Source organism: Pedomonas sp., from assembly GCF_036515995.1.
GTDB lineage: Bacteria > Pseudomonadota > Alphaproteobacteria > Sphingomonadales > Sphingomonadaceae > Pedomonas.
On record NZ_DATBUP010000143.1, the window covers coordinates 1 to 26,704 of the forward strand.

The window sequence follows — 26,704 nt, forward strand, 5'->3', positions numbered from 1 at the left end:
TCGCCCTTGGGGAAGGGCTTGGCGCCCCACGAGGGCTCGGCGCCGGGCGTGTCCGTCTCGATCCAGATCTGGAAGATCTGCGTCGCCTCGGGCTCAAGGTTGTATTCGGAGTGCACGATGCCGGTCCCGGCAGACATCACCTGCACGTCGCCCGCCTCGGTGCGGCCGGTGTTGCCCACGCTGTCCTGGTGGGTGATCGCACCTTTGCGCACGTAGGTGATGATCTCCATGTCCCGGTGGGGGTGCGGCGGAAAGCCGGCCTTTGCGGCAATGGTATCGTCGTTCCACACCAGCAGCCGGCCCCAGCCTTCGCGGGCGGGGTCGAAGTAGCGGGCGAACGAGAAATGATGATGGGCATCCAGCCAGCCGTGGTTGGCATGGCCCAAACTGTCAAACGGGCGAAGCTCGATCATCAGACACCTCCTGAGCCGCCGGTTTGCGCCGGGGGATGGTGCCCTGCGCGGATGCGGCTCGCTTGATGTCTAGATAAGCGCCCCAACTCGTTTCGTAATCCGCGACAATCGAAATTCAGAGTTTCCGATTTGTGGCCGGCGAGGCCCGTCCAGACTATTCCTTGGCCTTGTATCCAGCCAGCAGCTCCATCATGCCTTCTGCCCGCATGGTCCTGCCGAACAGCGGTCCCTGGCCGAGGTCGCAGCCAAGGCTCTGCAGCAGCCGGCGCTGCTCCTCGGTCTCGATGCCTTCCGCCACAATGTCGAGCGAGAGGCTGGGGGCCAGCGTGGTGATGGCCTGCACGATCGCCTGGAATTTGCCATCGAAGCTGAGACGGCTGATCAGGCTGGGGTCGATCTTCACCGCATCCACCGGATAGTGCCCCAGCCGGATGAGGGAGGACTGGCCGGTGCCGAAGTTGCCGAGCATGGTGCGCACGCCCGCGTCCTTCAGTTTGCCAAGCGCTTTCATAACCAGTTCCGAGCCCCGTTCGGACAGCGCCTGTTCCGTGATCTCCAGCTCGATCAGGGCCGCAGAGACATCGAAGGCGCGTATGCGCTCCAGCAGATCATCGGCCAGTTCGTCGCGCAGGAACTCCACCATGCGCGCCCGGAAGGTGACTGGAAGCAGCGTCCGGCCCGCCTCGCGGCAGCGCACCATGTCGGCCAGAATCTTGTCGTACATGATGCGGCTGAGGCTGGTGGCCAGCTTGTAATCCGTAAAGGCGGTCTCCAGCGCATCGGACAGCAGCAGGTTGCCGGAGGGGTTCTGCCACTGCAACCGCGCCTGAAAGCCGGTGATGGTGCCGTCCCTCAGGTTGACGCGCGGTTCGTAACAGGGGCTGACGGCCCTGTCCCGCGCCAGCTGGCGGGCGCGCTCAAGCTGGCTCGCCACCCGTTCCGCCGCAGCCCTCATGTGGGCGGTAAAGGGGCGAATGCCGCCGCGCCCGCCCGCCTTCAGGTCGCTCAGCGCGGTGTCGGCGCATTTCAGCAGGCCGGAGAGGTCCGCGGCATCGCCCGGCATCAGGGCACAGCCAATGCTCATGCTGGTGCCCAGCTCGTGGCCCGCATACGTGATCGGGCCTGACGTCAGGGCCAGGATCCGCTGCGCCAGCGCCCGCAGATCGGCGTCGGACTCGATGCCGATCGCGGCGATGGCGAACTCATCGCCGCCCAGACGGGCCACGATGCCCGCATCCCCCACGCATGACTTCAGCCGCGCGGCCAGCACACGCAGCAGATGGTCGCCCGCCTGATGGCCGAGCGTGTCGTTGACATGCTTGAAGTGGTCGAGGTCGGTCAGCATCAGGCCGATCTGCCGGCCCGCCTGCCGTGATTTGCTGATCAGCCGCCGGAGCTTGTGCGTGAACGCCCGCCGGTTCAGGAGCCCGGTCAGGCTGTCCGTGTCGCTGGCAACGCGCAGGCGGCGCTCGGTCTCGCGCTGGAGCGTCACCTCGCGCGAGACGCACAGGATCGAGGTGACGGTGCCGTCTGCGTCCTTCAGCGGCGTCAGCACATTGTCCCAGTACTGAGGCTTGCCTCCGGGGCGCACGCTCATGCCGCCGAACCGCGCGGTCCGGCCCCGGCGGGCATTGTCCAGCGCCCGCTGCCCGCGGTTGCGCGCGGATGGCGGCAGCAGCTCCAGCCACGGCATGCCGAAACCCTCGGCGCATTCCTCAACGCCCAGCAGGGCCTGGCAGCCGGAGCGGTTCATGTGGGTCAGCGTGCCGGAGGGGTCGATGATCTTGATGCAGTCAACGCTGGCATCCAGCATGTCCTTGCGCAGGCGGGAGCTTTGCTCCGCCACGTGAAGTTGCACCGTCTCCGCATGAATGTCCGTGGCGCTGATGAACCACCGCACCAGCGCGCCGGTGCCGTCGTGCTCGGCGCGGCCCTGCAGCTTGTGCCAGCGCGCCTGGCCTGAAGATGCCATCAGGCGGCATGTCATGTCGTCCAGGGTGCCGGTCCGGTAGGTCCTGCCCCACCGGCTGCGCAGCCGGTCCCGGTCCTCCGGGCTGATCCAGCGGAACCAGCCCTGCGCCATGCCGTCCTCAACCGTTGCGCCTGTGAAGGCGCACCACGCTGCATTGAAGAATTCCGGTCGCCCGTCGCCCGCCCGTACGATCCAGAGCGGCTGTGGCAGCAGGTTCAGGCCCGCCGCAAGAGAGGCGCCAAGGCCGTAGTCGCGGCGATCCGAACCGCCACGGACATCAGGGGCGTCAGGGGCATCCTGGTAAAAGCGCAACAAACCCATGCGTACTCATCCCACTGTGGGCATACGTCGGTGAGCTATGCTGAAACGCTTGGCTGCACACTGGTTCAGCGGCTCTGGAACGCCAGATGGAGTTTTGAACGAGGCGTACTGAAGCGCAAGTCTTATCGAAATACAGATTGAAACAAGGAACGTGCATCAAAATGTACGGACAAATATTTAAAGTATTCTGAAGTAGAGCAGTCTGTGAGATTAAACAGTCAAGAGATGACTATTTTATTAAGACTAGTTATGATCTGCCCGTTGTCGGGGGGCTACAGGGGCAGGGCCATGGAGTTGGGGGCGTATGTTGAAACGCGGACCAGAGAGCCGCAATTATCAGTAAGCGCGCGTAAATACAGGTGGCGAAGCGGGTGGTTCGCCATCGTCCTGACGCTTGCCGGTCTGCTTTTGCTTGAGGTTCTGCTTCAGGGCAGGGCGTATCTTCAAACGGGCGAGAGCATCTTCAAGCCCAAGGACGAGCAGGCCGTGCGCTCCATCGTCGTTGACGGGTTGCGGCTATACCCGCCCAATACTGTCATTCGCGGCACGAAAATGGAGATTCGCACCAATCAGTACGGCCTGCGCAGTCCGCCCATAACGCCCAGCCTCCTGCCCGGTGAGCTGCGCCTTGCCGTCATTGGTGCCTCCACGGTGGCGGGGGCCTATGCCCGCACCAACGACATGACGTTCTCCCAGAAGCTGGCCGGTTTGCTCGGCAAGCGCCATCCGGGTCCGGTCAATGTGGTCAATGCGGGCATCTCCGGGCTGACCGTCCACCAGATGAGGCTGATGCTGGAAAAGGTGGTGGCCCCGCTCAAGCCGCGCCTCGTGTTCGTCTATACCGGCTTCAATGACATCGCCAAGCTGTGCAAGGCCAGCGCGCCACCATCTGCCAGCGCGGTGCGGATTCCCCATCCGGCCCTGCCGTCGTGGCTGCTCATTCCTGAGCTGATCCGCAAGAACACCATCGCTCTGCGCTCTTCCTACCGGGCCAGCGGCACCGGTCTGCGCCGTGCCAATCAGGTCAGCCCGGCCGCAATCGACGCCTACCGCAAGGATGTGGAGGAGCTGGCCCGCGCGGCGCGGCACCGCAACATCGAGCTGGTGTTCGTCTCCAGCCTGAGCTCATATCGCCGGAACATGCCGCTTGCCGAGCAGCAGGACCTCAGCGCGTTCGCGCTTTATTACAACAAGTGTCTGGACCTGAACGGCCTGTACGCGGTGACGGACCGGCTCAACCTGATCCAGCAGACCGTGGCCAAGGCCAACGGCTTCACGTTTCTCGACATTCGCGCGCAAGTGCCCGGCGGCAGCGCCGTGTTCGTCGACTCGTCCCACTTCACTCCCGAGGGGGAGCGTCTGGTGGCTGAGGCGCTTGATCGTTACCTCGCAAGCAGGCTGAACTGAGCATGTCGGTCACATCCATCGAGTTCTTCCTGTTCGCCGGTCTGGTCTGCGCGGCGCTGCTGGCGCTGGGCCGGGCGGAGAAGCTGAAGAAGCTGCTGCTCATCGGTGCCAGCCTCTACTTTTACGCCACTTACGATCTGCGCTTCGTCCTCATCCTCGCCTTCCTCACGGTGCTGAGCTACGCCGTCGGCATCCGCGTTCACCGGGCCGAAAGCAGGAAGCAGAAGAAGCGCTGGCTCGGCGTCGGCATCCTTGTCGGCCTGCTGCCCCTGTGCTTCTACAAGTATCTGCCCGTCATGGCGCTCGGCCTTGCGCCTGAGGGCAGTCCGGTTGGCCTCGGCGGCTGGCTGGACGGGCTGGTGCTACCCATCGGCATCTCGTTTTACACCTTCCAGGCCCTGTCCTACCCGCTGGACCTCTACCGCGGCACGCTAGAGCGACCGGCGCGCTTCCTTGATCTGGCCTGTTTCGTCAGCTTCTTTCCCAAGCTGCTGGTGGGGCCGATCGTGCGGGCAGGGCAGTTCCTGCCTCAGCTTGACCGCCCCATCCGGGTGGCGAACGGCGCGCAGGCGGCCTCGGGGCTCTATCTCATTCTGCAGGGTCTGGCGAAGAAGCTCATCTTTGCGGACATTCTCGCCAACCACATCGTCGATCTCGCCTTTGCCGACCCCGCCAGCCACGGCACGCTGTTTCTGGTCATCGCCGTCTTCGCCTACAGCTTCCAGATCTATTTCGACCTCGCCGGTTACACGGACATCGTGCGCGGCGTCTCCCGCTGCATGGGGCTGGAGCTGCCCTCCAACTTCAACCGGCCCTATCTGGCAGCGACCGTGTCCAGCTTCTGGCAGCGCTGGCACATCACCATGTCGTCCTTCTTCCGGGATTACCTCTACTTCTCCATCGGCGGCTCGAAGCGCGGCAATGTCTATTTCAACCTGCTGGTCACGTTCGTCTGCATCGGCATCTGGCACGGCGCGGGCTGGAACTTCGTGATCTACGGCCTCATCCACGGTGCGCTGGTAGGGTGGGAGCGCTTCCGGCGCGGCATTCGCAAGGCGCGGGGGCTCACCGAAGCCTTTGTCGGGGCGGAGCTGGTCGGGCGCATCGCGCTCACCTTCGCCATCGTCTCGTTCGCCCGCATCCTGTTCCGCACGCCAGATCTGGCAGGGGCCGCCGCCTATGTCCGGGCGTTCGCCAACGTCGGCAACATGGAAGTGCCGGTGAGCGATCTTGGTCTTCTGGTGCTGCTGCTGTCGTTCGCGGTGCATTTCACCCCGCCGGTCTGGGCGCAGGCCATGCGCAGGCGCTTCGTCTCCTCGCCGGCCTATGTGCAGGCGGCCGTCGTCGGCGCGGGCCTGTTCCTGTTCCTCGCCCTGCCGGATGCCACCGCCAGCTTCATCTACGCGCAGTTCTGAAGCGGCGGAACGCAGACGGCAAAACACACCGCGCGAACTCAATTCGCCGGTGTGGTCATCATCAACTGTAGGAGAAGAGTGGTGCCCAGGAGAGGACTCGAACCTCCACGCCCGTGAAGGCGCTAGCACCTGAAGCTAGTGCGTCTACCAATTCCGCCACCTGGGCACAGGCATCGAACATTCTCAAAATCCAGACCCCGGATCACAATTGGTAGATTGTGCCGCTGTCTTCTTTCTCAACCGCTTCGCTCCATCTCTGATCGGGCGATCCCTGATCGAGAGAGCGTCGCTTCCCGAAGAAGCGATGGTGCCCAGGAGAGGACTCGAACCTCCACGCCCGTGAAGGCGCTAGCACCTGAAGCTAGTGCGTCTACCAATTCCGCCACCTGGGCACGGGGCTAAGAAAGTCTTGATGCGTTCAAGTGCGAGGCAGGCGTTTAAGGGTGTCCGCCGAGGTTGTCAACAACGTTGTCATCAGAATTTTTGTGGGGCAAAAGGGCGGCAACTTCTTTCAGTCTCTCCCGGAGGCAATTCGATGGCGTATGGTTTGTACACGGTGTTCGGCGGGTCCGGTTTTCTGGGCCGCTATGTGGTGCAGCGGCTTGCTGCGCAGGGGCACCGGGTGCGCGTGGCGGTGCGCGAGCCCTATCTCGCCGCCTTTCTGAAGCCCCTGGGGCATATCGGCCAGATCCAGCTGGTGCAGGCCAACGTGCGTGATCCCCAGTCGGTGGCGCGGGCCGTGGCCGGCTCCACCGGCGTGATCAACCTCGTCGGCATCCTGGCCGAGGCCGGCGCGCAGAAGTTCGATGCCGTTCACGTCGACGGCGCGGCCAACATCGCCCGCGCCGCTCGTGAGGCCGGCGTGCGCTCGCTGGTGCACATCTCCGCCATCGGCGCGGACACCCAGTCCAAGGCCGGCTATGCCCGCTCCAAGGGCCTGGGCGAATCGGCCGTGCGCGAGGCGTTCCCCGGCGCGACCATCCTGCGCCCGTCCGTGCTGTTCGGCCCGGAAGACGGTTTCCTCAACCGCTTCGCCGGTCTCATCAAGATGCTGCCGGTCGTGCCGGTCGTGTGCGGCGCGACGAAGTTCCAGCCGGTCTATGTGGGTGACGTGGCCGAGGCCGCCGTCGCCGCCGTCTGCGATCCGGAGCGCTACGCCGGTCAGACGTTCGAGCTGGCGGGCCCGCGGGTCATGACCATGCGCGAGATCATGACCTACGTGCGTGACGAGATTCTCTGCAAAAAGGATCTGGTCAACGTTCCTGACGCTCTGGCGAAGGTGCAGGCCAAGCTGCTGGGCATTCTACCCAACGCGCCCATCACCACCGATCAGCTGCTCATGCTCCAGAAGGACAACGTGCCCGCCGCAGGCTCGCACGGTCTGGAGGCGTTCGGCATCACCCCCGTCTCCATCGAGGCCATCGCGCCGAGCTATCTCGTGCGCTACCGCCCCAAGGGCCGCTTCTCCCAGCCGGACGCCACCGCGACGAACGGCTAAGTTTTTCAAGCTCTGCCCCGGCATCGGTCCGGGGCAAGAATCAGGCCCGTCCTCCCCGCCGTGGGAGGGCGGGCTTTTTTCATTGTGACCTTGGACGGCCAAGGTCCGTGGTTTAAACACGGCGGCCACACGCAGCTGCGCGAACCGGAGGTCCCGTGGAATTCACCGAATTGCTTAAAGTCATCCTGCTCGGCCTGGTCGAAGGGCTGACGGAGTTCATCCCTGTGTCGTCCACCGGCCATCTGGTGCTGGGCGGTCACTTCCTCGGCTTTGAAGACGCGGGCAACACCTTCAAGATCGCCATTCAGTTCGGTGCGATTCTGGCCATCTGCGTCGCCTACCGGGAAAAGCTGGCCTGGGTCACCACCGGCCTCGTGCGGAAAGACCGGGACGCGTGGCGCTTTACCACGGCGGTGCTGCTGGGCTTCCTGCCCGCCGCCCTCATCGGCGTTGTCGCCTACAAGAACATCAAGGCGCTGCTGGAGAATCCGTGGGGCGTCGCGTGGGCGCTGGTCATCGGCGGCATCCTCATCCTGATCATCGAGCGCATGGTGAAGAAGGTGTGCTTCCACCGGGTGGAGGATTTCACGCCCGGCCTCGCCCTGCGCATCGGCCTCGTCCAGTGTCTCGCCATGGTGCCGGGCGTCTCCCGCTCGGGCGCAACCATCATGGGCTCGCTGCTCATGGGCGTGGACCGCAAGGCCGCGGCGGAATTCTCCTTCTTCCTCGCCGTGCCCACCATGCTCGGCGCGACGGTCTATGACCTCTACAAGCAGTGGGACGTGCTGAACTTCGATCAGGGCGCGTCCATCGCCATTGGCTTCGTCGTCGCCTTCATCTCGGCGCTGGTTGTGGTCCGCTCGCTGGTGAACTTCGTCGGCAAGCACGGCTTCGCCCCCTTCGCCTGGTACCGAATCGTCATCGGCAGCCTTGCGCTCGGCCTGCTGGCGCTCGGGTATTGAGCCTGGCAGAAAATAGGTCCGATTTGAGACTATATGGTTCCGGGGTGGTGCAGAACCACCCGGGACCGGAGTCGAAACTAGAGGTGGATCACAAAATAATTTCTTTTTAGGTCAATAATGCTGACCTAAATCGCATTTTTCGCTTTATCGCGGTTTTCGATTTCTGTAATCAAGCAATCACCTGTCCCGGCGGCAGCGCCGGGCGACCTTTTATTGCTTGTGAGAAACGGGAGTCGCACAATGGCCAAATCCAAAATGCTGCAGTTCGTCAGCATCGGACAGGCTTACCCGGTCAAACGGTCCGCAACCGAGCGCCGTGGCGACTTCAACGAGATTTACGCAAGCTACGCGGCAGAGAAGGCCACCGAGCAGGCCTCGCGCTGCTCCCAGTGCGGCGTTCCGTTCTGCGCGGTCAACTGCCCGCTGCACAACAATATCCCTGACTGGCTGAAGCTCACCGCCGAGGGCCGCCTCGAGGAAGCCTACGAGGTCTCCTCGGCCACCTCGTCCATGCCGGAGATCTGCGGCCGCATCTGCCCGCAGGACCGCCTGTGCGAAGGCAACTGCGTCATCGAGAAGGGCTTCGATGCCGTCACCATCGGCTCGGTCGAGAAGTACATCACCGATACCGCCTGGGATAACGGCTGGGTCAAGCCGCTCGTCCCGCTGGCGGATCGCTCCTCCCAGTCCGTCGCCATCATCGGCGCAGGGCCAGCGGGCCTGACCGCTGCCGAGCAGCTGCGCCTGAAGGGCTACGAGGTTCACGTCTATGACCGGCACGATCGCGCCGGCGGCCTCCTGATGTACGGCATCCCGGGCTTCAAGCTGGAGAAGGACGTGGTGCAGCGCCGCACCCAGCGTCTGGCGGACGGCGGCGTCGTCTTCCACACCAGCTTCGAGGTCGGCAAGGACGCAACGCTCGACCAGCTGCGCGAAAAGCATGACGCCGTGCTCATCGCCACCGGCGTCTACAAGGGCCGTGACCTGCGCGGCCCCGGCGCGGGCCTTGAGGGCATCGTCCCGGCGCTCGAGTACCTGACCGCCTCCAACCGCCTGTCGCTGGGCGACACCGTGGCGGACTTCGAGAGCGGCAAGCTGAACGCCGCCGGCAAGAACGTCGTCGTCATCGGCGGCGGCGACACTGCCATGGACTGCGTGCGCACCGCCATCCGCCAGGGTGCCAAGTCGGTGAAGTGCCTCTACCGCCGTGACCGCGAGAACATGCCCGGCTCGGTGCGCGAGGTGAAGAACGCGGAAGAAGAGGGCGTCGAGTTCGTGTGGCTGGCCGCTCCCGAAGCCTTCCATGGCGAGGGCAAGGTGGAAGCCGTTCAGGCCTACCGCATGCGCCTCGGCACGCCGGACGCCACCGGCCGCCGCATGCCGGAGCCCGAGCCGGACTCCTCCTTCCGTCTGGAGGCCGATCTGGTCATCAAGGCGCTGGGCTTCGAGCCGGAGGAACTGCCGGTTCTGTTCAGCGCGCCGGAGCTGGGCGTCACCCGCTGGGGCACCATCCGCGTCAATCACCAGACCCAGATGACCAATCTGGACGGCGTGTTCGCCGCTGGTGACATCGTGCGCGGCGCCAGCCTCGTGGTGTGGGGCATTCGCGATGGCCGCGATGCCGCCCGCAGCATGCACGAGTATCTGGCGGCGCAGGTCGCAGCAAAAGCCGCCTGATCCCGGCGAGCAAGGCCTAAGAAGATTTCAGCGCACAGGAGCGCCACATGACCGAACAGACCAATATCGTTGCCCAGATGGAAGCCGAGCGTGAGCGGCTGGAGCGCGTGGGCCTCTATCGCAAGGACGAAGAGCACGATGCCTGCGGCGTCGGCGTCGTCGCCGCGGTGGACGGCAAGCCGTCCCGCCGGGTCGTCACCGCCGCCATCGACGCGCTGAAGGCCGTGTGGCACCGCGGCGCGGTGGATGCTGACGGCAAGACCGGCGACGGCGCGGGCATCCATCTGGAGCTGCCGCGCGTCTTCTTCGAGCAGCACATCGAGAACACCGGTCACACGCCGCGCCCCGGCCACTTCGCCGTCGGCATGATCTTCCTGCCGCGCGCCAACATGGGCGATCAGGAAACCTGCCGCCAGATCGTCGAGTCTGAGATCATCGACTTCGGCTACGGCATCTACGGCTGGCGTCAGGTGCCGGTGAACACCTCGGTCATCGGCCAGAAGGCCGCGCTGTCCCGCCCGGAGATCGAGCAGATCCTCATCTACTCCGAGCGTGACGACGAAGATCAGGCGACCTTCGAGCGTCAGCTGTACCTGATCCGCCGCCGCATCGAGAAGAAGATCGTCGCGGCCCAGATCAGCGGCTTCTACGTCTGCTCGCTGTCCAGCCGCTCGATCATCTACAAGGGTCTGTTCCTGGCCGAAGAGCTGTCGGTGTTCTACCCGGACCTGACGGACGACCGCTTCGTGTCGCGCTTCGCCATCTATCACCAGCGCTATTCCACCAACACCTTCCCGCAATGGTGGCTGGCCCAGCCGTTCCGCATGGTCGCCCACAACGGCGAGATCAACACCATCCGCGGCAACTCCAACTGGATGAAGTCGCACGAGATCCGCATGGCGTCGCTCGCCTTCGGTGAATACTCGGAAGACATCAAGCCGGTCATCCCCTCGGGCGCGTCAGACACCGCAGCGTTCGACGCGGTGTTCGAGGCCATCGTGCGCGCCGGCCGCGATGCCCCGACGGCCAAGCTGATGATGGTGCCGGAGGCATGGTCCAACAAGCCGTCCATGCCCGAGCCGCACCGCGAGATGTACGCCTTCTTCAACTCGGTGATGGAGCCGTGGGACGGCCCCGCCGCGCTCGCCATGACCGATGGCCGCTGGGTCGTCACCGGCGTTGACCGCAACGCGCTGCGCCCCATGCGCTACACCCTCACCACCGATGGCCTGCTCATCGCCGGTTCGGAAGCGGGCATGGTGCTGGTGCCGGAAGTCGCCGTGAAGGAGAAGGGCCGCCTCGGGCCGGGCCAGATGGTCGCCGTCGATCTCGACGAAGGCAAGCTCTACCACGATGCCGCCATCAAGGACCGCATCGCCTCCGAGCAGCCCTATGCGGACTGGGTGAAGGGCTTCTCCACCATGGCGGACCTGCGCCCCGAAGGCGGCAGCGAGCCCGTGCAGCTGGAGCGCGAGCAGCTGCGCCAGCGTCAGGTGGCCGCCGGCCTCACGCTGGAGGATCTGGAGCTGATCCTGCATCCGCTGGTCGAAGACGCCAAGGAAGCCATCGGCTCGATGGGCGATGACACGCCGCTGGCCGTCATCTCCGACAACCCGCGCTGCCTCAGCCACTTCTTCCGCCAGAACTTCTCCCAGGTCACCAACCCGCCGATCGACAGCTTGCGCGAAGGCGGCGTGATGAGCCTGAAGACCCGCTTCGGCAACTTCGCGAACGTTTTGGACCGCGATGCGCGCCAGCCGGACGTGATGGTGCTGGACAGCCCGGTCATCACCAATGGCGAATGGGATGCCCTGCTCGCCCACTTCGGCGACAACGCCCAGGTCATCGACTGCACCTTCCCCTACGGCTCCGGGCCGGAAGGGCTGAAGGAGTCCATCGCCCGCATCCGTGCCGAGGCGGAGCGCGCCGTGCGCTCGGGCAAGAGCCAGCTGTTCCTGACGGACGAAGGCGTCTCGAAGGACCGCGTCGCCTTGCCGATGATCCTTGCGGCGGCCGGGGTTCACACCAGCCTCGTCCGCAAGGGCCTGCGCACCTTCGCCTCCATCAACGTGCGCTCGGCCGAGTGCCTGGACACCCACTATTTCGCGGTGCTGATCGGCGTCGGTTCCACCACGGTGAACGCCTACCTGGCGCAGGAAGCCATCGCGGACCGGCACAAGCGCGGCCTGTTCGGCAAGATCGGCTATGAGGAAGGCGTCGCCAACTTCCGCAAGGCCATCAATGACGGCCTGCTCAAGATCATGGCCAAGATGGGCATCGCGGTCGTGTCGTCCTATCGCGGCGGCTACAACTTCGAGGCCGTCGGCCTGTCCCGCGCGCTGGTCAACGAGTTCTTCCCCGGCATGCCGACGAAGATCTCGGGCATGGGCCTCACCTCCATCTACCGCAACGTCACCGAGAAGCACGAGAAGGCGTTCAACGAAGACGTCGTGACCCTGCCGGTCGGCGGCCTCTACCGCTACCGCGCCGGCGGCGAGCTGCATGCCTATCAGGGCCAGCTCATCCACCTGCTGCAAACGGCGGTGGCGACGGACAGCTACCAGACCTACCTCCAGTTCTCGCGCGGCGTGCGCGATCTCCCGCCGATCGCCCTGCGCGACCTGCTGGAGTTCAACTGGGCAAAGGACACGCTGCCGCTGGAGGAGGTGGAATCCATCACCGAAATCCGCAAGCGCTTCATCACCCCGGGCATGTCGCTGGGCGCGCTGTCTCCTGAAGCGCACGAGACGCTGACCATCGCCATGAACCGCATCGGCGCGAAGTCGGTGTCGGGCGAGGGCGGTGAGGATGCCGTCCGCTACAAGCCCTACGGCAATGGCGACAACGCCAACTCGCCCATCAAGCAGGTGGCCTCGGGCCGCTTCGGCGTTACCGCCGAATACCTGAATGCCTGCGAGGAGCTGGAAATCAAGGTCGCACAGGGCGCAAAGCCCGGCGAAGGCGGCCAGCTTCCGGGCTTCAAGGTCACCGAGATGATCGCCCGCCTGCGTCACTCGACGCCGGGCGTCACCCTCATCTCGCCGCCGCCGCACCACGACATCTACTCGATCGAGGACCTGGCCCAGCTCATCTATGACCTGAAGCAGATCAACCCGGATGCGCGGGTGTGCGTGAAGCTGGTCTCCTCGGCCGGCATCGGCACCGTCGCGGCGGGCGTCGCCAAGGCGCACGCTGACGCCATCCTCATCTCCGGCCACGTCGGCGGCACCGGCGCGTCTCCGCAGACCTCCATCAAGTATGCGGGCACGCCGTGGGAAATGGGCCTGTCGGAGGTCAATCAGGTGCTTACCCTGAACGGCCTGCGCCACCGGGTGAAGCTGCGCACGGACGGCGGCCTCAAGACCGGCCGTGACATCGTGATCGCCGCCATCCTCGGCGCCGAAGAGTTCGGCATCGGCACCCTGTCGCTGGTGGCTCTGGGCTGCATCATGGTGCGCCAGTGCCAGTCCAACACCTGCCCGGTCGGCGTCTGCGTGCAGGACGAGGCGCTGCGGAAGAAGTACGAGGGCACGCCCGAGAAGGTGGTCAACCTGTTCAGCTTCATCGCCGAGGAAGTCCGCGAGATCCTCGCCCGCCTCGGCGTGCGCTCGCTGAACGAGGTGGTCGGCCGGACCGAGCTGCTGCGTCAGATCAGCCGCGGTGCAGAGCACCTCGACGATCTCGACCTCAACCCGATCCTCGCCAAGGCAGATGCCCCGCAGGAGCTGCGCCGCTTCAACATCCCGACCTACCGCAACCCGGTGCCGGACAGCCTGGACGCCCAGATGCTGGCCGATGCCCAGGCGGTGTTCGAGCGCGGCGAGAAGATGCAGCTCACCTACACGGCCCGCAACACCATGCGCGCCATCGGCACCCGCTTCTCCTCGGCCATCGTGCGCAAGTTCGGCATGACCGGCCTCCAGCCCGGCCACGTGACCGTGCGCCTGCGCGGCACATGCGGCCAGTCGCTCGGCGCGTTCGCGGTGCAGGGCCTGAAGCTGGAAGTGTTCGGCGATGCCAACGACTACGTCGGCAAGGGCCTGTCGGGCGCAACCATCGTCGTCCGTCCCACCGTCTCCAGCACGCTGGAGTCGCAGGACAACACCATCATCGGCAACACCGTCCTCTACGGTGCCACCAGCGGCAAGCTGTTCGCCGCCGGTCAGGCCGGTGAGCGGTTCGCGGTCCGCAACTCGGGCGCAACCGTGGTGGTCGAGGGCTGCGGCGCCAACGGTCTGGAATACATGACCGGCGGCACGGCGGTGATCCTGGGCGGCGTCGGCGACAACTTCGCCGCGGGCATGACCGGCGGCATGGCCTTCGTGTTCGACCGCTTCGATGACTTCCATAACCGCGTGAACGACGAATCGGTCGTCTACCAGCGTCTGGCCTCCGGCCACTGGGAAGGCGTGCTGAAGGCGCTCATTGAGGAACATGCGGCCGAGACCGGCTCCAAGTGGGCGGCGGACATCCTCCACAACTGGGAGCGCGACCGCGCCCGGTTCTGGCAGGTCTGCCCGAAGGAGATGGTCAGCCGCATCGCCCATCCGCTGAACGACAATGAGGCGGCCCCGCTCAGCATTCCGGCTGAGTAACGGCCACCCGAAGGCACATCAGAAAGGGCGGGAGACGCACCGGCGCGGCTCCCGCCCTTTGCCGTATTATAAAGAATTGCGCGATAAGGAGGGGCGAGGCATTACGTACCCTTCCCGCCGCGCGAACGCGCGGCTATGTTGGACCCCCTATGTGGCGGATTTATCAATATACTCTTTGTCCATTCTCCCGGAAGGTTCGGCTGGCCCTTGCTGAGAAGGGCGTAAGCTTTGAACTTGTGGAGGAATTCCCGTGGCAGGGGCGTGACGGCTTCCTCGAGATCAGCCCGGCCGGGCAGACGCCGGTCGTCGTCTGGAAAGACAACGAGTGCGTGCTCTGCGACTCGACCGCCATCATCGAGTATTTCGAGGAAACGGTGCGGGAAAGCCCCGTGCTCGGCTCCGGTCCGCTGGAGCGGGCGGAGGTCCGCCGCGTCGTCTCCTGGTTCGACCAGAAGTTCTTCGCGGAAGTCGGCGTCATCCTGCTTCAGGAGCGCATGTACAACCGCCTCATTGCACAGCAGCCGCCCAATACCCATCTGCTGCGGCAGGCCCATCAGGCGATCGAGCACCATCTCGATTATATCGAGTATCTGCTGGACCACCGCCGCTGGCTGGGCGGGGCCACATTCAGCCTCGCTGACATGACCGCCGCCGCGCACATTTCCGTGGTAGATTATCTGGGCGCGATCGATTGGAAAACGCACGATCAGGCGAAGCAATGGTACTCGGCAATCAAGTCCCGCCCGAGCTTCCGACCGTTCCTGACCGAACGGATGCTCAACCTCGCGCCGCCGAGCTACTACGAGAAACTCGACTTCTGACCTCGGATCTCACCGCATCCCTGAAGGCCGAGGCCATCGCCGCCGGCTTCAGCGCCATCGGCATCGCGCCCGCTGACGCCTGCCCGGAAGCCTCCGCCCGCCTGCGCCAGTTCGTGGCCGAAGGCCGCCATGGCGACATGCTCTGGATGGAAGAGCGCCTCCACCACCGCGAAAGCCCGCAAGGCCTCTGGCCCGAGGTGCGCTCCGTCATCATGCTCGGCACCAGCTACGCCCCCCGGCTCGACCCGCTGCGCCATGCCGAGAACCCTGACATTGGCGTCGTCTCCGTCTATGCGCAGGGGTCTGACTACCACGATCTCATCAAGCGCCGCCTCAAGCAGGTCGCCCGCTGGTTCGTCGAGCGCACCGCCAAGCTCGGCACTCAGGCGGACGTGAAGGTGTTCGTCGACACCGCCCCCGTCATGGAAAAGCCGCTCGCCCGTGCCGCCGGTCTGGGCTGGCAGGGCAAGCACACCAATCTCGTCTCGCGAGAGCACGGGAGCTGGCTGTTTCTCGGGGCCATCTACACCACGGCGGAGCTGGAGTACGACCAGCCCCACGCGGACCGCTGCGGCCGCTGCACCGCCTGCCAGACCGCCTGCCCGACACAGGCCTTCCCCGCGCCCTACCAGTTGGATGCCCGCCGCTGCATCTCCTACCTCACCATCGAGAACAAGGGCCTCATCCCCACCGAATTCCGCAAGGCCATCGGCAACCGCATCTACGGGTGCGATGACTGCCTCGCCGTCTGTCCGTGGAACAAGTTTGCCGAGGCCGCGCAGGAGCTGGCCTTCGCCCCCCGCGCCGAACTCACCGCGCCCGCGCTCGCCGACCTCCTGCAACTGGACGACGCCGCCTTCCGCCAGGTCTTCTCCGGCTCCCCCATCAAGCGCGTCGGCCGCAACCGCTTCGTCCGCAACGCCCTCGTCGCCGCCGGCAACAGCGCCGCGCCCGCATTGCTGAGACAGATCCGCCCCCTGCTGGACGACCCCGAACCCGTCGTCCGCGCCACCGCCGTCTGGGCCTTCCGCCAACTCGCCGCCGCGCCCGACATCACGCAGGAACGCGAAAAACGCCTCCCCACCGAAACCGACCCCGACGTCGCCCGCGAGTGGGTGGCCTGACGGCTTTCTGGTTTTTCTGAAGGTTTGTTTCGCAGGGGACTCAGTCCCCTGCACCCCGTTCGTTTTCGGGCCGCGTTTCAGGCGCTCACTGGAAGGCGGAAGCTTTGCAGGACAGGGACTTTACAGGGCAGGGGAACAGGGCCGCACCCGGCCTTACCCATTCCCCAAACCCCTAACTCTCCAAACCCCTACCTCCTCCCCCCAGTCTCTGCGCCGCCGCTTCCGATATCTTGAATGATTGTAAGGAGCACTCGCGAAACAGGTCGAGCCGGGCGCGGCCCAGTTCTCCAGCTCCATCTCCCGAGCGCACGGAAACACGGCCCGTTCAAACGAACAGGGGGTTGCAGGGGGATTAAGATCCCCCTGCAAACAAACCTGAAATTCAAAAAAAAGCCGGGAAACCCCTCACGACACCTGCTGGGCGGTGCGTTCCTGTTCCAGGTCGCGCAGGCGGCGGGTGACGCAGTCACCGGCGCTGGCGTCCTTGCCGTCGATCATGCGGGCTTCCACGTGGCGGGCGGTGGCGGGTGCGCCGTCTGCCTCCGGGTAGAAGTACACGTCGAGGATGCAGGGGCTGCCGCCGAACTGCAGGTGGCGGGTATCGGCCTCGGCGCGGTCGAGGCTGGCGGAGCCGAACAGCGCGAGCACGGACTCGGGCGGCTTGCCGAGCACCTGCCCCAGCGGCGGGTCCGCCTGAATGGCGGCGGCGTCCTCCGCGGGCTGCGCGGGGGCGGCGGGCGCGGTGGCCGGGCGGGTGCTGGTGGCGGTCGTGGTCGGGGTACAGGCGGCCAGCAGCGGCAGGGCCAGCAGCCACAGATAACGTCTTCTAGTCATGGGTGGGGCCGGTCTCCGGAAGCGGGGCGTCGCCGCGCACGCGGTGGAAGGTGTGGGTGGCCATGGCCGCGCCCATCAGCGGGGCGAACAGGTTCACAACGGGCACAAGGAACAGCAGCGCGGTCACCAGCCCCACCTGCAGGATCGGCCAGCCGTTGCGGGAGCGGAACTCCTCCCGCGCCTTGGCGTCGAGGTGGCGGATCGTCACCATCTCGATCATGTCCCGCCCCAGAAGCGCGCTGTTGATCGCCATGAACAGAAGGAAGGGGCCGATCGCGGTGAACAGCAGGAAGATGTAGAGCGGCAGCGCCAGCAGGTTGTAGCCCACCAGCCGCAGGAAGGAGCGCACGCCAAGCCACACGTTCTCCATCAGGCTGGGGGCGCGGGGCGCGCGGGCGGCGGGGTAGTGCCGGTCTTCCACCGCATCCACCACGCTGTCGAGGAACAGCGCCATGATGCCGGTGGCAACGGCGGGAAACAGGAAGTAGAGCGCGGCCAGCAGGCCGAGGATGGCCAGCGCGTTGTCCATCCACACCCAGATGCGGGCCAGCCAGTCCGGCCAGCCGGTGGTGGAGAGGGAGGCAAGCCCCGTGTTCGAGCCCCACCACATCAGGCCGAACAGCACCAGCGCCAGCGCGGTGGCGGCGAAGAACACCCGCAGGAACCGTTTGTCCGGAAGCTGGGCAGCAGCAAGGGTGAAGGCGCGAAGCATAAGCTATAGGGATGACCCAGCGCAGCGCTGCCGTCAACAGTTGCCCGCGGCCCGTCCTGCCGTTACCCAGAGGGAAGAAACGCCTCACCGAATCTGAAAGGACCAGCGTGACCGACCGCCTTCATGTGCTCGCCATCGGGAATGCCATCGTCGATGTGCTGGCCCGGACCGAAGACGCCTTCCTTGCCGACAACGGCATGACCAAGGGCGCGATGCAGCTCATCAACGAAACCGAGGCCGAGGCGATCTACGCCAAGATGGGCCCCGCCACCGAGATCAGCGGCGGCGCGGCGGCCAATACGGCGGCGGGCCTTGCCGCGCTGGGCTCGAACGTCGGCTTCATCGGCCGCGTCCGCAACGATCAGCTGGGCGAGGTCTTCACCCATGACATCCGCGCCCAGGGCGTGGAATACAAGACCACCCCGGCAACGGACGGTCTGGCAACGGCGCGCTGCTTCATCTTCATCACGCCGGACGGCCAGCGCACCATGAACACCTTCCTCGGTGCCTCCACCCGCCTGACCTCCGCCGACCTGAACGCCGAGCAGATCCAGCGCGCGAACGTCATCTATGTCGAGGGCTACCTGTGGGATGCGCCCGAGGCCAAGCAGGCGATCCTCGATGCCGTCGCCATCGCGAAGGCGTCCGGCAACAAGGTGGCCTTCACCCTGTCCGACAGCTTCTGCGTCGACCGCCACCGCGCCGAATTCCTCGAACTGGTCCGCAACCACGTGGACATCCTCTTCGCCAACGAGGCGGAGATCAAATCCCTCTACGAAACCGAGGACCTGGAAGCCGCCGCCGCGCAGGCCGCAAAGGACTGCCTCGTCACCGCCGTCACCCTCTCCGAGAAGGGCGCATGGGTTCTGAACGGGGCCGAACGCCACGCCGTCCCCGCCATCCCCGGCGTCAAGGTGCTGGACACCACCGGCGCGGGCGACCTCTTCGCCGCCGGCTTCCTCCACGGCTACACCACGGGCCGTCCGCTCGCCGACTGCGCCACCATGGGCTGCATCGCCGCTGGCGAAGTCATCAGCCACGTCGGTGCCCGCCCGGAGGCCGACCTGAAGGCACTGGTGGCATCCCGTCTGGGGTGAACATTCTGGTTTTAAGGGGTCTTTGCAGGGGACTCGGTCCCCTGCACCCCGTTCGTTTTCAGGGCCGTGTCCTTGCACAGAGGGCGCGGCCTTTGTCTTTTCCCGAAAGTTTGGCCGGGCCGAACCACGTCCCCGGTTCGGGAGCCTTCCCCCTCCGGCTCGCCTCCCATGCTCGTATCACTTTGAATGATTTTAAGGAGCAGTCGCTCCGATCAGGGCAGGGCGCGGCCCTGTCATTCCCTGTCAACTTACCCCCGATCTCCAGCGAACGCTTGAACCACGGCCCTTGCATTACGAATAGGGGGTGCAGGGGGTTATAGACCCCCTGCAAAGAGAAGCTTTCCGAAACTCGGAGCCCCCAAAAGAAAAGGCCGGTGTGTTTCCACGCCGGCCTTTCCCGTTCAGTACGTTTCAGCGCGTCCAGCGCGCGGCTCAGGCGGCTTCGTTGGCTGAAGCGCCTTCCCGCAGCGGGCTGCGGCGGTAGCCGTAGAGCGCGTAGACGACCGCGCCGATGGCGACCCATGCGAAGAAGCGTTCGATGGTGTGGATCGGCAGGCTGATGAACAGGTACACGCAGCCGATCACCGAGCCGCCGCCCACGAGCCACACGGTCGGGCAGCGGAACGGACGGTGACGGTCCGGCTGGGTGTAGCGCAGCACGATCACGCCGATCGACACGCAGATGAAGGCGAACAGCGTGCCGGTGTTGGACAGCTCCGCGATTTCGTCCACCCGGAAGAAGCCGGCCACGCTTGCCACGAACACGCAGGTGATCATGGTGACGATGTGCGGCGTTTTGAACTTCGGGTGCACCTGGGCGAAGAAGTCCGGCAGCATGCGATCACGCGCCATCACGAAGAAGATGCGGGTCTGGCCGAACAGCATCATCAGGATCACGGTCGGCATGGCGACGATGGCGGCCACGCCCAGCAGCTGTGCCACGCTGGTATAGCCCAGCACGCGCAGCACGTGGGCCAGCGGCTCGGTGTTGCCGATGAGCTGCTGCCACGGCAGGGCGCCCACGGCGCCGGCGGTCACCAGCACGTAGAACAGGGTGCAGACCACCAGCGAGGCGATGAGGCCGATGGGCACGTTGCGGTTCGGGTCCTTGGTTTCCTCGGCGGCGGTCGAGACCGCGTCGAAGCCCACGTAGGCGAAGAAGATCAGCGCCGCGGCGGCCATCACGCCCGAGAAGCCCATGGGCATGAACGGCTGGAAGTTCTCCGGCTCGATATGCGGACCGGCCAGCACGATGAACGCCACCAGCGCGATGATCTTGATGGTGACCAGCAGCGCGTTGACGAAGGCGCTCTCACGGGTGCCGACGATCAGCAGCGCGCTGACGACCACGGTGATGAACACGGCCGGCAGGTTGATGATGCCGCCCGCGTGCGGGCCGACGGTGAGCGCCTGTGGCAGCCCCATTCCGATGGAATTGAGGAAGCCCACGGCATAGCCGGACCACCCGACGGCCACGGCGGCCGCGGCCACCGCATATTCAAGGATGAGACACCATCCCACCAGCCAGGCGACGATCTCGCCCAGCACGGCGTAGGAGTAGGTGTAGGCGCTGCCTGCCACAGGCACCATGGACGCCAGTTCAGAGTAGGCCAGCGCGGCGAAACCGCAGACCGTGCCTGCGATGATGAAGGACAGCATCAGGCCGGGACCGGCGCGTTCAGCGCCCACGGCCGTCAGTACGAAGATGCCGGTGCCGATGATTGCACCAATTCCAAGCATGGTGAGCTGGAATGCGCCGAGCGATCGGTGCAGGCTCTTGCGGCCCGCGCCCTCGATGATCTGCTCGAGCGGTTTGACCCGCCAGTTCATGTTTCCGTCTCCTCCCCGGAGGGGGTTGTTGCTTAGTCTGTTTTGTGGACCCCAAGCTAACGAGGACAGCGACGGCGTAAAGACACAAAATTTCAACATTCGTCAGGAGGGGTCTAAAAAAGTCCCCGCCTGACGGTTATTCCGGATGTGAAAAGTCCTTGGGAAGTTCTGGGAAAGCCGCGCGTCTTCGGGGCAGGGAGCAACGCCTCCTGCCATCGTGAAAGTACGACTACGCAAACCGCGCTAGCTTCAGGAGATCTTGCTGGCCAGCATGGGGCCGAGCGGTGCGCCGGCAAAGATGTGCACGTGCAGGTGCGGCACTTCCTGGTGGGAATTGGTGCCCGCGTTGGCGAGGATGCGGTAGCCGCCCTCCACCAGTTCCAGTTCCTCGGCCACCTTGCCCACGGCGCGGAAGAAGCCGGTCACCAGCGTGTCCGGGGCCTTGGCGGTGAAGTCCGCCATGGAGACGTATTCGCCCTTCGGGATCACCAGCACATGAACCGGGGCCTGCGGGTTGATGTCGTGGAAGGCGAGGGCGAAGTCGTCCTCATAGACCTTCTTGCACGGAATCTCGCCGCGCAGAATGCGGGCGAAGATGTTGCTGGTGTCGTAGGGCGCGCGTGCATCAACCGCCATGATCAATCATCCCTTCCTGTCAGGCCTTCCGGCTGGCTTTCTCAACAAGACCCGACGTGCCCTTCCGGCGCTCAAGCTCGGCGGCCACGTCTTCGGGGGAAATGTCGCAGTCCGCCCACAGCACGGCAAGGTGGAAGAGCAGGTCGGCGGACTCGGAAATCACCTCGTCCCGGCTGCCGCCCACGGCCGCCAGTGCGGTCTCCAGCCCTTCCTCGCCCACTTTCTGCGCGATCTTGGCGCGGCCCTTGGCGTAGAGTTTCGCCACGTAGCTGCTGTCCGGGCTTGCCCCCTTGCGCGCCATGGCGGTGGCGTACAGCTCGGCGAGGAAGTCTGGCGTCGTCGTCATGTCGTGATCCGTACCGGAATGCCGGCGGCGGCCATGTGCGCCTTGGCCTGCTGCACGGTGTAGGTGCCGAAGTGGAAGATGGAGGCCGCCAGCACCGCGCTCGCGCCGCCTTCCACCACGCCGTCCACCAGATGGTCCAGCGTGCCGACGCCGCCCGAGGCGATCACCGGCACCGGCACGGCGTCAGAGACGGCGCGTACCAGCCTGTTGTCGAAGCCGCTCTTGGTGCCGTCCTTGTCCATCGAGGTCAGCAGGATCTCGCCCGCCCCCAGCGATGCCACCTGACGGGCGAAGTCCACCGCATTGATGCCGGTCGGCTTGCGCCCGCCGTGGGTGAAGATCTCCCAGTGGTCTTCCACGCGCTTGGCGTCCACAGCCACCACGATGCACTGGCTGCCGAACTGCTCGGCCAGTTCCTTCACCAGCTCCGGCCGGTTGACGGCGGCGGTGTTGATGGAAACCTTGTCCGCGCCCGCCAGCAGCAGGCGGCGAACGTCCTCCGCTGTGCGCACGCCGCCGCCCACGGTCAGCGGCATGAAGCAGGCCTCCGCCGTGCGGGCCACCACGTCCAGCAGAATGCCCCGGTTGTCGGAAGACGCCGTAATATCGAGGAAGCACAGCTCGTCCGCGCCGGCGGCGTCATAGACCTTGGCCTGCTCCACCGGATCGCCCGCGTCGATGAGGTCGACGAACTGCACGCCCTTCACGACGCGCCCGTCCTTCACGTCAAGGCAGGGAATGATGCGCTTGGTCAGCATGGTTATGCCGCCTTCGCCAGCGCCAGGGCGTCTTCCAGCTTCAGGCGGCCGTCATAGATCGCCCGGCCGGTGATCACGCCTTCCAGCTTGCCCTTGGTGGTGCCCGCCGCCTTCACCAGCGCCTCGATGTCCGAGATGTCGGCGACGCCGCCGGAGGCGATCACCGGCAGGGTGGTCTCCTCGGCCAGCTTCACGGTCGCCTCGAGGTTCACGCCCTTCAGCAACCCGTCCCGGCCCACGTCGGTGAACAGCACGGCGGCAACGCCTGCGTCCTCGAAGCGGTTGGCCAGCTCGGCAATGGTCACGTCGGAAACCGCGGCCCAGCCGTCGGTTGCTACCATGCCGTCCTTGGCGTCCACCGCCACCACGATCTGGTTCGGATACTTCCTTGCGGCCTGCTTCACCAGCTCCGGGTTCTTCAGCGCCGCCGTGCCGATGACGACGCGCGAGACGCCCAGCCCCAGCCAGCGCTCGATGCCGTCCATGTCACGGATGCCGCCGCCCACCTGCGTCTTGCCGGTGAAGGTGCCGAGGATGGCTTCCACCGCCGCCGCGTTCACCGCATGGCCCGCGAACGCGCCGTCCAGATCCACGATATGCAGCCACTGTGCGCCCGCCTTGGCGAAGTCGGCGGCGGGTACGGTCGGGTCGTTGGCGAACACGGTCGCCTGATCCATCAGCCCCTCGCGCAGGCGAACGACTTGCCCGCCCTTGAGGTCGATGGCCGGGAAAATGCGGAAAGCGGATACGCTCATGGACGCCACTCCAGAAAGGCACTGAGCAGGCCAAGGCCATAGGCCTGGCTCTTCTCGGGGTGGAACTGGGTTCCGATAATGGTGTCGCGGCCCACAAGGGCCACAACCTGCCCGCCGTACTCGGTGCGGCCCAGCACGTGGGCCTCCTCGGCGGCGCGGTAGTGATAGCTGTGCACGAAGTAGGCAAAGCCGTTGTCGGGCAGCTTGCCGAATACCGGGTGGCTCCGGCCGCCGTCGGTCAGCGTCACCGTATTCCAGCCCATGTGCGGAATCTTCAGGCTGGCGTCGTCCGGCTCAAGCCGCACCACGTCGCCGCCAATCCAGTCCAGCCCCTTGTGCGCGCCGTGCTCCAGCCCGCGCGTCGCCAGAAGCTGCATGCCGACGCAAATGCCGAGGAACGGGCGGCCCTTCTCGTGGGTGGCTTCCTGCAGCGCCTCCACAAGGCCGGGGATGGCATGGAGCGCCGTGGTGCACTGGCCATAAGCGCCCACACCCGGCAGCACGATGCGGTCAGCGCCCGCAATGGCGTCCGGATCGCCGGAAATCTTCACCTGCGTCTCCAGCCCCAGATCGCCTGCCGCCCGCTCGAACGCCTTGGCGGCGGAGCGCAGGTTGCCGGAGCCGTAATCGATCAGAACAAGGGTCTCAGCCACGCGCCCGTTTCTCCTGTGGGGGTCAGCCAATTGCCATCAAAGCGTGCCGCCCAGCGTGCCCTTGGTGGAGGGAACGCTGTCGGACTTGCGCGGATCGATCTCCACCGCCTTGCGCAGCGCGCGGGCGAGGGCCTTGAAGCTGCTCTCGATCATGTGGTGGTTGTTGATGCCGTACAGGTTCTCCACGTGCAGGGTGATGCCTGCCGCAAAGGCAAAAGCCTGAAACCACTCGCGGAACAGTTCGGTGTCGAAGTCGCCCAGCTTGTCGCGGGTGAACTCCACCTTCCAGATCAGGTACGGGCGGCCCGAGATGTCCAGCGCCACGCGGGTCAGCGTCTCGTCCATCGGAATGAGCGCGTCCCCATAACGGGTGATGCCCTTCATGCCGCCGATGGCCTTGGCGAACGCCTGACCGATGGCAATGCCGCTGTCTTCAACCGTGTGGTGGAAGTCGATGTGGGTGTCGCCCTTGGCCTCGACCGTCAGGTCGATGAGCGAATGGCGCGAGAGCTGCTCCAGCATATGATCGAGAAACCCGATACCGGTCGAAACCGTGTACTGACCGGTGCCATCCAGGTTCAAAGAAACCCGGATCTCGGTCTCGTTGGTCTTACGTTCAATAGTTGCTGTACGCATCGCCTTGCTCCTTGCTTGGGGGCTATAGCGACTCTCACGCCATACGCCAAATCTTTCTGGCTTTGCTCTGGAGCTGTAATAAAATTGCCCGGCTTGCGTGCAGGCGAGGCGGTGCTTTGCCAGTGTGCGGCGGGGGTGCGCCGGGGGCTTTTCAGTCCCGGTTGCAGTTCCCATATCGGCCTTGCAAACGCTTCACCGTATTTTCTCTCTCGCTTTTCCAGAGGAGTTTCCCCTTGTCCCAACAGCCCAGCCCGTTCGATGCCTCGCAGTGGCACGGCACCACCATCCTGGCCGTGCGCAAGGGGAATTCCGTCGTCATCGCCGGTGACGGGCAGGTCTCCCTCGGCCAGACCGTCATCAAGAGCAACGCCCGCAAGGTGCGCCGCATTGGCGACGGCTCGGTCATCGCGGGCTTCGCCGGCGCCACCGCGGATGCCTTCACCCTGTTCGAGCGTCTGGAGCAGAAGCTGGAGCGCTTCCCCGGTCAGCTCACCCGCGCGGCGGTGGAACTGGCCAAGGACTGGCGCACCGATCGCTACCTGCGCCGCCTCGAGGCCATGATGGCGGTGGCGGACAAGAACGTCAGCCTCGTCATCACCGGCAACGGCGACGTGCTGGAGCCGACGGACAACGTGATCGGCATCGGCTCGGGCGGCAACTACGCCCTGGCGGCCGCACGCGCGCTGGTGGACATGGACATGGACCCCGAGGCCATCGTGAGAAAGGCCATGGCCATCGCGGCGGACATCTGCGTCTACACCAACGGCAACCTGACCATTGAGAAGATTGAGGGTTAAACCATGTACGAATCCAGCAACACGCCCCAGTCCGGCAATGGTTTTGGTGGCAACGGTGCCGGCGGCAGCGGGTCGGCGTCCGGCGGCACGGAAGCCCGCGCCATGGCGGAGCTGACCCCCAGGCAGATCGTGGCGGAGCTTGACCGCTACATCATCGGCCAGAAGGACGCGAAGAAGGCCGTGGCCATCGCGCTGCGCAACCGCTGGCGGCGTCAGCAGCTGCACCCTGACCTGCGCGACGAGGTGAGCCCTAAGAACATCCTCATGATCGGGCCGACCGGCTGCGGCAAGACCGAGATCAGCCGCCGCCTCGCCAAGCTGGCCAACGCGCCCTTCCTCAAGATCGAGGCGACCAAGTTTACCGAAGTCGGCTACGTCGGCCGGGACGTGGACTCGATCATCCGCGATCTGGTGGAAGAAGCCATCCGCCTGGTGAAGGAAACCCGCCGCTCCGGCGTGCGCGAAGCCGCCGAGAAGGCCGCCGAGGAGCGCCTCTTGGATGCGCTGGTCGGCAAGGATGCGTCGTCGGCCACCCGTGAGCGCTTCCGCGAGATGGGCCGCGCCGGTCAGCTGAACGAGAAGGAAGTCGAGCTGGAGGTTTCCGACACCGGCGCGGGCATGCCCACGTTCGACATTCCCGGCATGCCCGGCACGTCCGTCGGCATGATCAACCTGGGCGACATGCTCGGCAAGGCCCTCGGACCCCGCACCAAGCGCCGCAAGATGACCGTCAACCAGGCGTGGGACGTGCTGATCGCCGAGGAATCGGACAAGCGGCTCGATCAGGAAGAGATCACCCGCGAGGCCATCCGCACCACCGAGCAGAACGGCATCGTCTTCCTCGATGAGGTGGACAAGATCGCCGTCTCCAACGTGCAGGGCGGCTCGGTCAGCCGCGAGGGCGTGCAGCGCGACCTGCTGCCGCTGATCGAGGGCACCACCATCGCCACCAAGTACGGCCCGGTGAAGACGGATCACATCCTCTTCATCGCCAGCGGCGCGTTCCACGTCGCCAAGCCGTCCGACCTGCTGCCCGAGCTTCAGGGCCGCCTGCCGATCCGCGTCGAGCTGAAGGGCCTGACGAAGGACGACTTCCGCCGCATCCTCACCGAGCCCACCAACTCGCTCATCCGCCAGTACCGCGAGCTGCTGGCCACCGAGCAGGTGACGCTGGACTTCACGGACGACGGCATCGACGCCATCGCCCGCATCGCCTTCGAGGTGAACGACTCGGTTGAGAACATCGGCGCCCGCCGCCTGCAAACGGTGATGGAACGCCTGCTGGAGGAAATCAGCTTCGACGCCACCGAAAAGCCCGGCGAGACCATCGCCATCAACGGCTCCTACGTCGAAGGCCAGCTCTCCGGCCTCGCCAGCAACACCGACCTCAGCCGGTTCATTCTCTAACAACCGGCCCCTTGCAGCTTCGCTTTCCCGCAGGAGGG

At 65.4% G+C, this 26,704-nt stretch carries 22 protein-coding genes and 2 tRNA genes; 11 read left to right on the top strand and 13 right to left on the bottom strand.

Annotated elements, in window-relative coordinates:
- A partial coding sequence (locus tag VIG90_RS10885; protein ID WP_331593540.1) for a pirin family protein occupies positions 1-413 on the bottom strand: 413 nt, incomplete at its 3' end.
- Positions 414-567: 154 nt separating this feature from the next.
- The gene (locus VIG90_RS10890; protein ID WP_331593541.1) at positions 568-2,706 is read right to left on the bottom strand and encodes a putative bifunctional diguanylate cyclase/phosphodiesterase; all 2,139 of its coding nucleotides are present in this window, start codon (positions 2,704-2,706) and stop codon (positions 568-570) included.
- Between the two features lie 408 nt (positions 2,707-3,114).
- Between VIG90_RS10890 and VIG90_RS10895 the strand changes: the two genes are divergently transcribed.
- Together VIG90_RS10895 and VIG90_RS10900 are read left to right on the top strand one after the other, a co-directional pair.
- Positions 3,115-4,113, top strand: coding sequence for an SGNH/GDSL hydrolase family protein (locus VIG90_RS10895; RefSeq protein WP_331593542.1), 999 nt, complete (start codon positions 3,115-3,117; stop codon positions 4,111-4,113).
- Between the two features lie 2 nt (positions 4,114-4,115).
- On the top strand, positions 4,116-5,528 hold the full coding sequence (locus tag VIG90_RS10900) for an MBOAT family O-acyltransferase (protein WP_331593543.1): 1,413 nt from the start codon (positions 4,116-4,118) through the stop codon (positions 5,526-5,528).
- 79 nt (positions 5,529-5,607) lie between these two features.
- Here the strand turns inward: VIG90_RS10900 and VIG90_RS10905 are convergent.
- Together VIG90_RS10905 and VIG90_RS10910 are read right to left on the bottom strand one after the other, a co-directional pair.
- Positions 5,608-5,694: transfer RNA gene (locus VIG90_RS10905), tRNA-Leu, on the bottom strand.
- A 139-nt stretch (positions 5,695-5,833) separates the two neighbouring features.
- A tRNA-Leu gene (locus VIG90_RS10910) sits at positions 5,834-5,920 on the bottom strand.
- Between the two features lie 143 nt (positions 5,921-6,063).
- Here VIG90_RS10910 and VIG90_RS10915 point away from each other — a divergent pair.
- The 6 genes from VIG90_RS10915 (at position 6,064) to queG (ending at position 16,205) form a co-directional block, all read left to right on the top strand.
- Positions 6,064-7,026 (top strand): complex I NDUFA9 subunit family protein, encoded by a 963-nt coding sequence (locus VIG90_RS10915; protein WP_331593545.1) that lies wholly within the window; start codon positions 6,064-6,066, stop codon positions 7,024-7,026.
- Positions 7,027-7,181: 155 nt separating this feature from the next.
- The gene (locus VIG90_RS10920; protein WP_331593546.1) at positions 7,182-7,988 is read left to right on the top strand and encodes an undecaprenyl-diphosphate phosphatase; all 807 of its coding nucleotides are present in this window, start codon (positions 7,182-7,184) and stop codon (positions 7,986-7,988) included.
- 240 nt (positions 7,989-8,228) lie between these two features.
- A complete protein-coding gene (locus VIG90_RS10925; protein ID WP_331593547.1) occupies positions 8,229-9,665 on the top strand; it encodes an NAD(P)-dependent oxidoreductase in 1,437 nt (478 codons plus the stop codon).
- Positions 9,666-9,712: 47 nt separating this feature from the next.
- A complete protein-coding gene (gene gltB, locus VIG90_RS10930) occupies positions 9,713-14,260 on the top strand; it encodes a glutamate synthase large subunit (protein ID WP_331593548.1) in 4,548 nt (1,515 codons plus the stop codon).
- 149 nt (positions 14,261-14,409) lie between these two features.
- Positions 14,410-15,081, top strand: a complete 672-nt coding sequence (locus tag VIG90_RS10935) for a glutathione S-transferase family protein (RefSeq protein ID WP_331593549.1) — start codon at positions 14,410-14,412, stop codon at positions 15,079-15,081.
- Positions 15,078-16,205, top strand: coding sequence for a tRNA epoxyqueuosine(34) reductase QueG (queG, locus tag VIG90_RS10940; protein ID WP_414695493.1), 1,128 nt, complete (start codon positions 15,078-15,080; stop codon positions 16,203-16,205). The genes VIG90_RS10935 and queG overlap by 4 nt, the downstream gene beginning before the upstream one ends.
- 405 nt (positions 16,206-16,610) lie before the next feature.
- Here the strand turns inward: queG and VIG90_RS10945 are convergent, their stop codons facing one another.
- Positions 16,611-17,039 carry a hypothetical protein gene (locus VIG90_RS10945; protein ID WP_331593551.1) on the bottom strand — a complete coding sequence of 143 codons (429 nt, stop codon included), beginning with the start codon at positions 17,037-17,039 and terminating at the stop codon, positions 16,611-16,613.
- A complete protein-coding gene (locus tag VIG90_RS10950; RefSeq protein ID WP_331593552.1) occupies positions 17,032-17,751 on the bottom strand; it encodes an EI24 domain-containing protein in 720 nt (239 codons plus the stop codon). The genes VIG90_RS10945 and VIG90_RS10950 overlap by 8 nt, the downstream gene beginning before the upstream one ends.
- Before the next feature lie 107 nt (positions 17,752-17,858).
- Here VIG90_RS10950 and VIG90_RS10955 point away from each other — a divergent pair, with 107 nt between their 5' ends.
- Positions 17,859-18,848, top strand: a complete 990-nt coding sequence (locus VIG90_RS10955; protein ID WP_331593553.1) for an adenosine kinase — start codon at positions 17,859-17,861, stop codon at positions 18,846-18,848.
- 432 nt (positions 18,849-19,280) lie between these two features.
- On the opposite strand, the gene VIG90_RS10960 is transcribed toward VIG90_RS10955, so the two are convergent.
- From VIG90_RS10960 to hisB, 7 genes are all read right to left on the bottom strand, one after another.
- Positions 19,281-20,678 carry an amino acid permease gene (locus tag VIG90_RS10960; protein WP_331593554.1) on the bottom strand — a complete coding sequence of 466 codons (1,398 nt, stop codon included), beginning with the start codon at positions 20,676-20,678 and terminating at the stop codon, positions 19,281-19,283.
- A gap of 249 nt (positions 20,679-20,927) precedes the next feature.
- On the bottom strand, positions 20,928-21,314 hold the full coding sequence (locus tag VIG90_RS10965) for a histidine triad nucleotide-binding protein (protein ID WP_331593555.1): 387 nt from the start codon (positions 21,312-21,314) through the stop codon (positions 20,928-20,930).
- Between the two features lie 19 nt (positions 21,315-21,333).
- On the bottom strand, positions 21,334-21,660 hold the full coding sequence (locus VIG90_RS10970) for a phosphoribosyl-ATP diphosphatase (protein WP_331593556.1): 327 nt from the start codon (positions 21,658-21,660) through the stop codon (positions 21,334-21,336).
- On the bottom strand, positions 21,657-22,418 hold the full coding sequence (gene hisF / locus VIG90_RS10975) for an imidazole glycerol phosphate synthase subunit HisF (RefSeq protein WP_414695492.1): 762 nt from the start codon (positions 22,416-22,418) through the stop codon (positions 21,657-21,659). Before hisF ends, VIG90_RS10970 begins: the two co-directional genes overlap by 4 nt.
- Before the next feature lie 2 nt (positions 22,419-22,420).
- The gene (hisA, locus tag VIG90_RS10980; RefSeq protein ID WP_331593557.1) at positions 22,421-23,173 is read right to left on the bottom strand and encodes a 1-(5-phosphoribosyl)-5-[(5-phosphoribosylamino)methylideneamino]imidazole-4-carboxamide isomerase; all 753 of its coding nucleotides are present in this window, start codon (positions 23,171-23,173) and stop codon (positions 22,421-22,423) included.
- Positions 23,170-23,826 carry an imidazole glycerol phosphate synthase subunit HisH gene (gene hisH, locus VIG90_RS10985; RefSeq protein WP_331593558.1) on the bottom strand — a complete coding sequence of 219 codons (657 nt, stop codon included), beginning with the start codon at positions 23,824-23,826 and terminating at the stop codon, positions 23,170-23,172. The genes hisA and hisH overlap by 4 nt, the downstream gene beginning before the upstream one ends.
- Before the next feature lie 36 nt (positions 23,827-23,862).
- Entirely contained in the window at positions 23,863-24,462 is a 600-nt protein-coding gene (gene hisB / locus VIG90_RS10990; RefSeq protein ID WP_331593559.1) for an imidazoleglycerol-phosphate dehydratase HisB, read from the bottom strand.
- Positions 24,463-24,695: 233 nt separating this feature from the next.
- On the opposite strand from hisB, the gene hslV reads away from it, so the two are divergent.
- Positions 24,696-25,259, top strand: coding sequence for an ATP-dependent protease subunit HslV (gene hslV / locus VIG90_RS10995; RefSeq protein WP_331593560.1), 564 nt, complete (start codon positions 24,696-24,698; stop codon positions 25,257-25,259).
- A gap of 102 nt (positions 25,260-25,361) precedes the next feature.
- Positions 25,362-26,666 carry an ATP-dependent protease ATPase subunit HslU gene (gene hslU / locus VIG90_RS11000; protein ID WP_331593562.1) on the top strand — a complete coding sequence of 435 codons (1,305 nt, stop codon included), beginning with the start codon at positions 25,362-25,364 and terminating at the stop codon, positions 26,664-26,666.
- The last annotated feature ends 38 nt before the right edge of the window (positions 26,667-26,704 follow it).